We start from the raw sequence: 11,006 nt of genomic DNA, 5'->3' as shown, positions 1-11,006 counted from the left end.
CATTCTTTACCGATGGATATGAAAAGAGGATGTATCGGAATTTTGATACACCCTCTTTTTGAAAAATAAAAATTCAGGTAATTAATAATTTTTTGATATTGAAATTATTAATTTTAGATTTTTGTAATAGTAACAGCTCTGTCAAGTGCATATGCTCCGAACTGATTTAATGTTTGGTCACTTGTTTTCTTAACCAATTGATCTTTATCAACTCCTAAACGAATTAAGGTATTAATAACATTATTTGCGCGTTTTTCTCTTAATGCAGAATTATATTCAGGAGTTCCGGTTTTACTGTCTGTATATCCGCATATTTCGTATTTGCTGTCAGGATTTTTCTTCATTTCTTTAGCAAGAGCTTTTAATAAGATCATATCTTTATCTTTGATCGAATAAGAATCTGCTGTATAGTAAATAATAAGCTGCGGTTTTACAGGTTCTTTTACAACTTCTTTGACCGGAGTCTTAGTATTCTTAGCATTTTTCAAAGCTTCTTTTAAATCATTATTTTCTGCTTGCAAACGACCGGCTTTATTATTGGCAGCATCATATTTTGCTTTCCATTCGTTGGCAGCTTTAGTGTCTTTGATATATTTGGGCTGATAAGGTACGAATTTGCGGGTCTTAAACCGGTAAGTTGCGCTTAAACCCACAGAGAATAATCCATCACCTCTTGATCCACCTTCTGCATCAAAGTCATTTCCGATCCAAGCTCCTTTTATGTCCAAGTTGATATCCCAAGCTTTACTTACTCTGAATTTATTGATAAATGCAAATTGTACGGCTTGGCTGTAATTACCACCTTTAGAGTCTGCTATGAATCCCGCACCTCCCGTAATAATAGGATTATATACTCGATTTTCTTTGTATTTACCGAATAAATTAGCCATATCTACCATTAAATCTGCATGAGGCATAAATGAGAACCATTTTTGTTTGTAATAGCCGTTAGAGAGAAGTTCGTCATTTTTCACATACGCCATTCCCGCAGCAGGAGCTGCACCTTTTAATTGCATTCCGTCTAATCCTAATTGTACACCTAACCATGGTGTTACCCACTTTCCTGCAGAAATTGTGAATCCGGGTGCTATGCGTTTCCCAAAATCCAATTTACTGTCATTTTGTCCTAAATAAACATTTGCATTAGCCCCGAAATTAAGAAACCAATTACTTTTAAAACGAGTAACAACGAAACTGTTTTTGGTTGTAATTGAATCTTCTGAAGCATTTTGAGCATTAATATCGAATGATAATAATGCTAAAAGAGAGAAAAATACAATCTTTTTCATAAGTTACATTTGTTATACAAGCTGTTTTTTTAATTCAGCCTTAATTTTCACCTAAATACTGTTCAAAGGTACTATAAAATCAAAAAGCATCAACATTTTTCAGTAATAAATTGTTTGTAAAGTGTTAAAATGTTTGTATTTTAATAAGAATGGTATCTTTGTGAATTAATTTTTAGGGAGATAAAATGGAGAAGGTAGGAAAGATTATAAAGTAAAAAAGAGTATTTCTAATCATTTTAAGCGATGAAATCGCTGGTATATTTAAGTTTTTGAAGACTCTATACTCGATTTTGCTAAAACCGGAATAAAACGCAAAAATGACTTGATGGTATTTTTTATTGAAAAATATAGATGGACTCTAAATCGTAAAAAATATTCCTGTAAAATTCAGAGCGGGTCATTTTGCTTAAAAATAGTATAATAGACTTATAATAATAGGGACAGAGATATCGACAAGGATACCATGAAATATAGAAATGACGATAAATTGTTCTCCGCAACTTTTTGCAATAATAGGCAATGTCGTGTCAATAGATGTGGCCCCTGCCGCAGAGATAGGAGATAGTTTCCCGCAATAACGAGCTAAAATGGGTATAAAAAGGAGTGCTGTTATCTCACGGGTCATATTACTGATAAGAGCCATCATTCCTATTTCATATCCGGCTAATTTATTTAAGAATATAGCAGATAAACTGTAATAACCAAAACCAGACCCGATGGCAATTGTTTCTTTTGTTGTAATATCGAATAGCGGAGAGATAAGTGCTGTAATGATGATTGAACCGAAAATGGTTGCCAAGGGGATTAGTATGATTTTTAGTTTATATTTCTTGATAGGGACATATAATCTTTTAATGTCGCCGCCTATTCCTATGCCAACAAAGAACATCATGACCGGTAATATGTAGTTGCTGTAGTCATATGTCAGGAATATGTCCGGAACGTATCGATAATATGCTAATAAGATGCCGGTAATAAAACAGCATAAAATGATGAAACTGCTTTTCATTTATCAGATTGTCTTTTAAATAGAAATTTATAAAGAGGTATAGATAACAATACACTGCCGGCAGTGGCTGCAAGTCCTATTATTATTGCTGTTATGCCAAAATGATCGAGACTTTCTATGATGCTTTTGTTGTTGCCTATGGAAAGCCCCATACTGAATAAAAGAAGGAAGATAATCCACATATTCAGTTTCCCGATAATTTTGAATAGCTTTTTTTGCTGTTTTAGAAAATAGCCGATAAAAATACCGGCTAACATGAATCCCATTACGCTGAACATTATGCAAGAGTATTTTATTTAAGCATATCGTTTTTGATGTTGATTTTACTTATCAATTTGGTATAGTCTTTTGTCGTCAAAAAATTACTGATTGCCTGGACATGGTTCATATTATGTAAATCTGTTCCTAAAAAGTCGATATAGCCTTGCTCTGCGAGCCAAAAAGCTGCTTCTTTTACACTTTTTCCGTAATATCCGGAAAAAGATAAAAGGTTTACTTGAAATGCACAACCATTGTTGTGCATTGTCGTATATATGTTTTTTTGATTATGATAGTAGGCATATCTTTCGGGATGTGCAAGAATGGGTTTGAATTCTTTCAATTGCAGTTGAAAAAGCAGTTCATCTAAATTCCAGAAAGCTTGTATAAAAGAATTTTCAACTAATAGATAGTTATCGGGAAGAGGGATTAGCTGATTCGATTCAAACATTCGTATGAAACCGTCATCGATGCGATATTCGGCAGAATAACAAATTTCTTGTTCGATACCTTCAGTCTTGAGTGTGGCCTTCAATAAATCCCATGCATTTTTTATAGTTTCTGGAGTATTTTCGAAAGTTTCTTCTGCAATATGAGGAGTTGCGATAATTTTTCTAATTCCCCAATTTTGCATTTCGCGGATTAAGCCGATCGATTTTTCTGTATTCGGTGATCCATCATCTATTCCCGGAAGGATGTGAGAATGAAGATCTACTTCGTAGCAAAGTTTATGTGTTTGGCTATTTTTTTTCTTGAAAAAACTGAACATTTTGTATGAATATATCTTAATTAATTAGTTACAAAAATACAAGATTAAATTTTAAAAAAGCAGTAGCCCTTTATATTTTATAATTTCTCTATTCATGATAAGAGATATTAAGAGCCTGTTTAAAGTTTACTCAAAAATAGTTTTATGTAAAAATTAGATGGGTTTCTATTATTCCTTGTTTTTGTAAAAAGAATTGGAAAAATTTTCGTGTATAAGAATTTCTTTATACATTTGCGAGCCATTACAAAAAAGTCACGCTTACCAACGTGGATTTATATTATTTGAAATAATTAAAAAGATATAATAATGAAAAAAGGTCTTCATCCTGAGAATTATCGTCCGGTAGTATTTAAAGATATGTCTAATGATGACATATTTATTACTCGTTCTACTGTAGCTGCTAAAGAAACTATTGAGATAGACGGGGTAACATATCCGTTGGTAAAACTTGAAATCACGAATACTTCACATCCGTTCTTTACCGGAAAACAGAAATTGGTGGATACTGCAGGACGTGTTGATAAGTTTATGAGCCGTTATTCTAAACATATGCAGAATAAGCAGAAATAATTTATATTATAGATATTTCAAACAAAAAGGAGTGATATTATCACTCCTTTTTGTTTATATTCGTTTATTCATTATATCTTCTATCTACAATACTCCAGTCTATGATATTCCAAAGTCCGTCGATGTGTTCTGCTCTTCGGTTTTGGTAATCTAAATAATAAGCATGTTCCCAAATATCGACGCCTAATAGAGGTTTTCCATTTCCTTTTAAAACATTACCTGCGTTACTTTCTCCAATAATATCCAGTGTTCCGTTTTTATTTTTGATTAACCATACCCATCCTGAGCCAAATAAATTATTTGCCGTATTGGTGAATGCTGTTTTAAAATTTTCGAAGTTTCCCCACTGTTTATTTATTTGTTTTTCTAAGTTGCCGGATGGTAAATGTTGTGCATGCGGAGAAAAAGCGTCAAAATAAAAAATATGATTCCATGCTTGGGCGGCATTATTATAGAGAGAGCCTTCCGATTGTTTGACAATTGTTTCCAAGTCTTTTCCTTCCAGATTAGATATTTCTTTTATTAAACGATTTACATTATCAATATAGCCTTTTAGGTGCTTACCATAATGAAGCATTACTGTCTGTGCACTGATGTACGGTTCTAATTCGTTTTCGGCATAAGGAAGAGGAGGAAGAACAATTTCGCTATTTTCGGATTTTGTTTTTACTATATTATTTTGGGCGTATGGATTTTGAGTGAAAATAAATCCTGATAAAACCAGTACTATTGTTATCTGCTTTAGTCTTTTCATTTGGTAATTTATTTTTATAGGAACATTTTATTATAATAACCATAGAAAGCGAGAATGGTTCTTTTTTAGGACCAATTTAAATTTTCCGATGCAGAAAATCAGTTAGTTCGTTTTTATTTTTTTCGATCTGTTTTTTACATTTTTATTCTTTAGGTAACCTGTTGTTATTCTTGTGAAGACAAGAAAAATGTTTTTAAAGTCGACTCGAGCAAGGTCTAAACAAACTCGTATAGATTTTATTGGAGAAAATTGCAAATATTTTAATAGTTAAGATAGAACTTTCTATAACCTTTTACTGTTTTATTGAAAATAAAAGTTTGAAAATGATGAATAGATATGGTAAACAGTTCCGTTATGGAATAATTATAGTATTGTGTATCAGCTTATTGACAGGAACGGGATGTTCTGCATGGCAAGGTATGTCTAAAACCGGTCAAGGTGCTACTATCGGTGCTGGTTCTGGTGCTGCAGCAGGTGCAGGGATCGGGGCATTGGTAGGAGGTGGCAAAGGTGCATGGATAGGTTCTTTGATCGGTGCTGCTGTAGGCTCTGGTACAGGAGCTTTGATCGGTCGGAAAATGGATAAGCAGCAGCAGGAACTTGAAGCTCAGCTAAAAAATGCACAGATCGAGAAAGTAAAAGACAGTAATAATTTGCAGGCGATAAAGGTTACTTTTGAGAATGGAATTTTATTTGCGATTAATTCTTCTCAGTTAAATGCTTCTTCTAAAGCCGATTTAAATAAACTCGCTCAAAATTTGGTACAGAACCCTGAGACGAATGTACAAGTTTTCGGTTATACAGACAATACTGGAAGTCAACAACTTAATGAACGTTTGTCTCTGCAACGTGCAGAGTCGGTCGTCAATTACTTGGTCAGTGACGGAGTCCGTTCGAGTCGTGTTTCTGCAAAAGGATTCGGCTGGAATGATCCGGTGGCATCGAATGCGACTCCGGAAGGGCGTGCGCAAAATAGGAGAGTGGAAATATATATTACGGCAGCTCCGGAAATGATTCAGAATGCTCAATAAATAGATTTTTTTGATGTGTGTGTTGGTGAAAAGGTGTAGAAAAGCAATATTGCTTTCTGCACCTTTTTGGTTTTTCAAATGAAAAGTCTTTCTTTGTAAGAACCTGTTAAATTTTGTGCGGATGTTTTTGGGTTGATATTTTCGGAAAAACAGGCTAAGAAAAACACAAAGATGATCTGATAGATTTTTTGCATCGGAAAGTGATGGCTTAGAAACTGCCATAACTAACTATAACCATTTAGAATAAAGTCGCTGTATTTCAGCGACTTTTATATTCTAACACTTTCCAGTCCGTATTTGGAGATAACGGTTTTTATCTATATTTTTCTATCATATTTCTACCGCGACAGAAATTCACGGTTAGCCCGAATGTCACAGTGACGCATTAGTTGACGTGTGTTGACAGTGGTTTACATGTATTGACAAAAATCGGGAGAAATAAGGCGAAATTATCCCCAATGTAAAGGAGGAAAATATGGAAGTAAGAAAGATTTGTCAATGGTGCGGAAAGCCATTCATAGCTCAAAAAACAACGACCTGTTATTGTAGCCACCAGTGTTCCAATCTTGGCTACAAGGAGCGCATCCGGGAACGTAAGCGACAGTTGAAACGATCGCAAGAATTATTGCAACCTCGACAAGCCGCCGAGGGACAGGATTTCTTCTCTTTTGCCCAAGCAGCAAAGTTGATGGGCGTAACCAGACAATACATATATAAATTGGTAAAGGAATCCAAACTTCGGGCTTCACGCATCAGTGGTAAGAAGTCGCTCATTCGTCGTGCTGACATCGAACTAATGATGAAAACCAAACCGTATGAGCGCATCATGCCTAAAGAGGACTTCGACATCACTGAGTATTACACTGCTGAAGAAATTGCAGAGAAATATAAGGTCAACGCCAAATGGGTGTGGACTTATACACGGCAGCACAAAGTTCCGAAGGTACGAATACGCCAATTCAACTATTATAGCAAGAAACATATCGATGCTGCCTTTGCCAAATACGAGGTGGATTCCGACTTGACCGAATGGTACACACCGGAAGATATTCAGGAAAAATACGGTATGACACGCGTCGCCATCCGTTCGCAGGTGTATCGGAACAATATCCCATCCAAGAAGGAACATGGGCAGATATTCTACTCAAAGCTCCACTTCGACCTCTCGAAGAGTTCAGAACAGGAGAGCAAAGCGGAATACTATACCGTCAAGGAGGCTATGGAAAAATTCAAACTCTCCCGCGACTCTGTTTACGGAATTCTGCAATTCCATCAGATCAATCGCGAGAAGAACGGACGGTTCGTCCGATTCCTAAAAGTAGAGTTTGACAGGGTTATGGGTGTTCACAAATAATCTAATTTGTCGCTATCCATTAATTATTCAAAAATTAATCTCTGCTGTAGATAATCTGCATGATTACATTACAGAGTTTTGCCAGCGAATTAATAATAACCATAAAAATATATTAGTATGCATGAATGTAAAACAGTAACGTTGAGAACACGTCCGTTAAAAGGTAGAATGATGTCTTTCTATCTAGATTATTATCCTGGGTATCGAGACAAAGAGACTATGAAAGTTATCCGTCATGAATCGCTTGGCATCTATGTCTATGCCAATCCGAGAAACAAACGAGAACAGAATTTCAACGAGGTAATGACCGAGAAAGCCGAAGCCATCCGTTGCCGCAGGTTCGAGTCAGTTGTCAATGAACGGTATGACTTCTTTGACAAGTACAAACTCAAGGCAGACTTCTTGGAGCATTATCGCAAGCAACTCCGTAAGCATGACCAGAAATGGGAGTTTGTCTATCTGCATTTCAACAACTTCGTACATGGTAAATGTACTTTTGAAGAGATTGACATAGACCTTTGCAACAAGTTTCGGGAGTATCTGCTCACAGCTAAAAAACTGAGACGCAAAGGACGCATAACACGAAACTCCGCATCGGGATACTGGTCTACCTTCAGGGGATTCCTGAAAATACTCTACCGCAATGGAATGATAAAGACCAATGTCAATGATTTTTTGGATAAGATTGAAACAGAGGATGTAGTCAAGGAGTATCTGTCTGTAGATGAACTGTACAAGTTGGCTGAAACACCGTGCAAGAAGCCCATTCTGAAAATAGCATCGCTGTTTTCATGTATGACCAGTTTACGTATCAGTGATATACTCGCACTATGCTGGGAAGATATTGTAGACTACTCAGCCGGAGGGAAATGCGTACATATCATTACACAAAAAAACAAAGCGGAAGATATCATTCCTATTAGTGAAGAAGCATTGGGATTGATAGGCTATAATTCTGAAAAGAAAGGTTTGGTATTCAAGGGACTTATGCGTAGTTGGACGCAAATCCCAATGAAAGAGTGGATTCGTTCTGCCGGAATTACCAAGAACATAACATTTCACTCGTATCGTAGAACATTTGCAACGCTACAAGCAGCTGCCGGAACGGACATCCGCACCATACAGAGCATCATGGCACACAAGAGTATCACCACCACTCAAAGGTATATCAAAGTAGTGGATGCCAACAAACGTGAAGCTAGCAAGAAGATTACCTTGACACGGAAGGACTGACAGCCACTTATCCCTATTTTTAAGCGGTTAGAGTATGATTTTTAGTCTGAAATCATACTCTAACCGTTATTTTTTACAAATATTGAGCGATTCGTCATCACTAATTATATATATCTGGAATATAGCACATAACTTTGCCATATAACCATTTCAAATACTTGCAGCAGATGACAAATAATACTCAAATTCGGACCAAGAGGATAAGTTTTATTCTTGCATTATTGGTAATTGCCTATGTGGCAGTAGACACTTACCTATTCACTTATCACAAAATCAATACCACAACAATAACGACTCCAGTTATAATCGGCCTTGTGGTTACAATCCTATTGTGTGGTCTACTGCAACGATTTTTCTACACATGGTTGACGAAGAATCCAATCAATTTTTCTTTTGACCGGCAATCTCCTATTATTACTGACTCTGGTTTCGAAATAAAAACCGATTGTGCAGATGAAATTCAAACTATTGAACAGCCCAATAATTCAGTTATAGATAATTATGATACAATACGAGAGAACATCAAAAAGAAAGAAGCAGAAAAACAAGTAGAAGTCATGAATGCTATTCGTGAATATGTAACTATTAAAACCGCACCCTATCTGTCTAAAGAAGCTATTGCAATCCTCATTTCTAATATTGAGTATATGGCCTGTGATAGATCCGATTTATACAAGCCCATTCGCTCCAATATAGATAATCCACTGAGATCACCGGGACTTCGCCATCTGGCATGGAATGTAGGTGAACGCTTGGGAGTATCATTGGCAAAAAGAGCCATTTTTATCAAGTCTTCATTTCCTCACGAACTCGAAAATGCGACTCTTGAATATCTCAAACTTAATTTACGGGATCAAGTTCCTAGTCAGATTCCTATTGACGTGCCCGATAAAGGCGATTATCGCTTCCATTTAGAAACAGATAATAGTAACTCAGACTAAAAAAACGCATGCAGACGAAATAATTAATCCGGTCTGTATTGTTCTGCAAGGTTTCATTGAGTTGGTTCGCAGTATATTAAACGATTAAAAGAGTATAATATGGAAAAAGACCAACTGACATTCAACGACCTGCCGACTGTGGTGGGCGAACTATGCGACAGAATCGCAAGTATGGAAAATCTGCTAACGGAGAAACTTTCCAAGCAGTACGAAACCAAAGAGAACACGCACGTTCCCATGACCGTACAGGAGGCTTGCAACTATCTTAAAATGCCGTTGTCAACCTTTTATTACAAGGTCAAAAAGGATGATATTCCGGTTATAAAACAAGGAAAACATCTCTACATCTATCGTGATGAACTGGATAGATGGCTGGAATCTTCCCGAAAGACTCCGGCTCCGCAAAGTTTTGAGGAAGAGAATGAGTCCATGCTCGCATCCCATCGTCGTAAACCGAACCCGAAAAACTGGTAAAGATGGAGAAGACGGACAATACGACTCCTTCATGTGAAGAATTGGCGGTTTACATGGAAGATTCAATCGTGAGCGTGACGAATACCTACGAGCAGTCGCCAGTGGTGCTGATGGTAGACGATGCTGTTATCGGTACATTAGGAAACTTCAGTGCGTCCATCGGAAAAGCCAAAAGCAAGAAAACCTTTAACGTATCGGCCATAGTCGCATCGGCATTGAGAAACAGCACCGTTCTTCATTATCGGTCCACTTTTCCCGATAATAAGCGAAATATTCTGTACATCGACACGGAGCAAGGACGACATCATTGCCAGCAGATATTGAAACGAATCCTACGTTTAGCTGAATTGCCGGAAGACAAGAAACCGGATAATCTGCTCATGCTGGCTCTACGCAAGTTCTCCCCTAAACTACGTCTGGCGATAGTCGAACAGGCCATTGGCACAATACCGGATTTGGGATTGGTCATCATAGATGGCATTCGTGATTTCCTGTATGACATCAATTCTCCCGGTGAATCTACCGATATCATCTCCAAATTCATGCAGTGGACGGACGACAGACAGATTCACATCCATACCGTACTGCATCAGAACAAGAATGACGAACATGCTCGTGGTCACATCGGCACTGAACTCAACAATAAAGCGGAAACCATTATGCAGATCGAGGTGGATAAAGAGGACAAGACCATAAGCGTGGTCGAAGCCGTGCATATCCGCGACCGTGAGTTTGAACCTTTCGCTTTCCGCATAAACGAGGAAGCCATACCCGAACCGGTAGAGTCCTATCTGCCAAAAGAGAAGAAGACCGGACGACCAACCAAAGGACCGTTCGATCCGGACAAGGAGATTCCAAAGAATGTACATCGTCCAGCATTGAATGCCGTTTTTGCCAATGGCAACATCAACAATTACGATGATTATATAGAACGCTTGCAAGAGGGTTACGGATTACAGGGTATAAAACTCGGTTATAACAAGGCGGTAAAGGTCGCAACATTGCTCAGTGACAAACAAATGGTTATAAAAGAAGGGAAAGATTATGCCTTCAATCCAGAATACCATTATTGAGTTCAACTTTACTTTATTGTCGGGGCGTATATATAAGAATAAAGCAAAGTAGTCAGGGGTTGCACACAAGGTATTCATTCTATCCCCCCTCTTTTAGATGAATATCTTAGTTTCTGGTTCAAATCCGTCTGCCGATTCTGTATGTACATCCAATATGGCTTGCCGGAAAGCATCAACAGGTATCTGTTGCAAGATATGCCAAGGTATAACCTCACTACGTTACGGTTGTACACTGGCACTCTTGCCTGCTC

12 protein-coding genes are annotated in these 11,006 nt (G+C 37.3%); 7 read left to right on the top strand and 5 right to left on the bottom strand.

Annotated features, from left to right (window positions below; genetic code table 11):
- Positions 1–113: 113 nt before the first annotated feature.
- From AC0UMU_RS01220 to AC0UMU_RS01205, 4 genes are all read right to left on the bottom strand, one after another.
- Positions 114–1,289, bottom strand: a complete 1,176-nt coding sequence (locus AC0UMU_RS01220) for an OmpA family protein (protein ID WP_278714741.1) — start codon at positions 1,287–1,289, stop codon at positions 114–116.
- Between the two features lie 406 nt (positions 1,290–1,695).
- Positions 1,696–2,298 (bottom strand): LysO family transporter, encoded by a 603-nt coding sequence (locus AC0UMU_RS01215; RefSeq protein ID WP_278714742.1) that lies wholly within the window; start codon positions 2,296–2,298, stop codon positions 1,696–1,698.
- Complete coding sequence (locus AC0UMU_RS01210; RefSeq protein ID WP_009319536.1) at positions 2,295–2,576, bottom strand: LysO family transporter; 282 nt, start codon at positions 2,574–2,576, stop codon at positions 2,295–2,297. Before AC0UMU_RS01210 ends, AC0UMU_RS01215 begins: the two co-directional genes overlap by 4 nt.
- A gap of 14 nt (positions 2,577–2,590) precedes the next feature.
- Entirely contained in the window at positions 2,591–3,325 is a 735-nt protein-coding gene (locus AC0UMU_RS01205; RefSeq protein WP_278714743.1) for a tyrosine-protein phosphatase, read from the bottom strand.
- Between the two features lie 306 nt (positions 3,326–3,631).
- On the opposite strand from AC0UMU_RS01205, the gene AC0UMU_RS01200 reads away from it, so the two are divergent.
- Positions 3,632–3,895 carry a type B 50S ribosomal protein L31 gene (locus tag AC0UMU_RS01200; protein ID WP_009319538.1) on the top strand — a complete coding sequence of 88 codons (264 nt, stop codon included), beginning with the start codon at positions 3,632–3,634 and terminating at the stop codon, positions 3,893–3,895.
- Positions 3,896–3,959: 64 nt separating this feature from the next.
- Here AC0UMU_RS01200 and AC0UMU_RS01195 read toward each other — a convergent pair whose 3' ends face one another.
- Complete coding sequence (locus AC0UMU_RS01195) at positions 3,960–4,649, bottom strand: superoxide dismutase (RefSeq protein ID WP_009319539.1); 690 nt, start codon at positions 4,647–4,649, stop codon at positions 3,960–3,962.
- Between the two features lie 326 nt (positions 4,650–4,975).
- On the opposite strand from AC0UMU_RS01195, the gene AC0UMU_RS01190 reads away from it, so the two are divergent.
- From AC0UMU_RS01190 to AC0UMU_RS01165, 6 genes are all read left to right on the top strand, one after another.
- Positions 4,976–5,680, top strand: coding sequence for a YiaD family glycine zipper/OmpA-like lipoprotein (locus AC0UMU_RS01190; protein WP_278714770.1), 705 nt, complete (start codon positions 4,976–4,978; stop codon positions 5,678–5,680).
- A gap of 475 nt (positions 5,681–6,155) precedes the next feature.
- On the top strand, positions 6,156–7,034 hold the full coding sequence (locus AC0UMU_RS01185) for a helix-turn-helix domain-containing protein (RefSeq protein WP_004300570.1): 879 nt from the start codon (positions 6,156–6,158) through the stop codon (positions 7,032–7,034).
- A 117-nt stretch (positions 7,035–7,151) separates the two neighbouring features.
- On the top strand, positions 7,152–8,267 hold the full coding sequence (locus AC0UMU_RS01180; RefSeq protein ID WP_032855155.1) for a tyrosine-type recombinase/integrase: 1,116 nt from the start codon (positions 7,152–7,154) through the stop codon (positions 8,265–8,267).
- Positions 8,268–8,434: 167 nt separating this feature from the next.
- A complete protein-coding gene (locus AC0UMU_RS01175) occupies positions 8,435–9,208 on the top strand; it encodes a hypothetical protein (RefSeq protein WP_004300574.1) in 774 nt (257 codons plus the stop codon).
- Positions 9,209–9,307: 99 nt separating this feature from the next.
- A complete protein-coding gene (locus tag AC0UMU_RS01170; RefSeq protein WP_004300575.1) occupies positions 9,308–9,682 on the top strand; it encodes a helix-turn-helix domain-containing protein in 375 nt (124 codons plus the stop codon).
- A 2-nt stretch (positions 9,683–9,684) separates the two neighbouring features.
- The gene (locus AC0UMU_RS01165) at positions 9,685–10,755 is read left to right on the top strand and encodes an AAA family ATPase (protein WP_004300576.1); all 1,071 of its coding nucleotides are present in this window, start codon (positions 9,685–9,687) and stop codon (positions 10,753–10,755) included.
- Positions 10,756–11,006: the final 251 nt, after the last annotated feature.

This window comes from Coprobacter fastidiosus (genome assembly GCF_982245605.1).
Note: the sequence above shows the minus strand (reverse complement) of the source record. Positions and strands in the feature narration are given on the sequence as shown.

Excerpts from the sequence above, each read along its gene's own strand:
- AC0UMU_RS01220 (WP_278714741.1), bottom strand. The coding sequence starts at position 1,289 with ATGAAAAAGATTGTATTTTTCTCTCTTTTAGCATTATTATCATTCGAT.
- AC0UMU_RS01215 (WP_278714742.1), bottom strand. The coding sequence starts at position 2,298 with ATGAAAAGCAGTTTCATCATTTTATGCTGTTTTATTACCGGCATCTTA.
- AC0UMU_RS01210 (WP_009319536.1), bottom strand. The coding sequence starts at position 2,576 with ATGTTCAGCGTAATGGGATTCATGTTAGCCGGTATTTTTATCGGCTAT.
- AC0UMU_RS01205 (WP_278714743.1), bottom strand. The coding sequence starts at position 3,325 with ATGTTCAGTTTTTTCAAGAAAAAAAATAGCCAAACACATAAACTTTGC.
- AC0UMU_RS01200 (WP_009319538.1), top strand. The coding sequence starts at position 3,632 with ATGAAAAAAGGTCTTCATCCTGAGAATTATCGTCCGGTAGTATTTAAA.
- AC0UMU_RS01195 (WP_009319539.1), bottom strand. The coding sequence starts at position 4,649 with ATGAAAAGACTAAAGCAGATAACAATAGTACTGGTTTTATCAGGATTT.
- AC0UMU_RS01190 (WP_278714770.1), top strand. The coding sequence starts at position 4,976 with ATGAATAGATATGGTAAACAGTTCCGTTATGGAATAATTATAGTATTG.
- AC0UMU_RS01185 (WP_004300570.1), top strand. The coding sequence starts at position 6,156 with ATGGAAGTAAGAAAGATTTGTCAATGGTGCGGAAAGCCATTCATAGCT.
- AC0UMU_RS01180 (WP_032855155.1), top strand. The coding sequence starts at position 7,152 with ATGCATGAATGTAAAACAGTAACGTTGAGAACACGTCCGTTAAAAGGT.
- AC0UMU_RS01175 (WP_004300574.1), top strand. The coding sequence starts at position 8,435 with ATGACAAATAATACTCAAATTCGGACCAAGAGGATAAGTTTTATTCTT.
- AC0UMU_RS01170 (WP_004300575.1), top strand. The coding sequence starts at position 9,308 with ATGGAAAAAGACCAACTGACATTCAACGACCTGCCGACTGTGGTGGGC.
- AC0UMU_RS01165 (WP_004300576.1), top strand. The coding sequence starts at position 9,685 with ATGGAGAAGACGGACAATACGACTCCTTCATGTGAAGAATTGGCGGTT.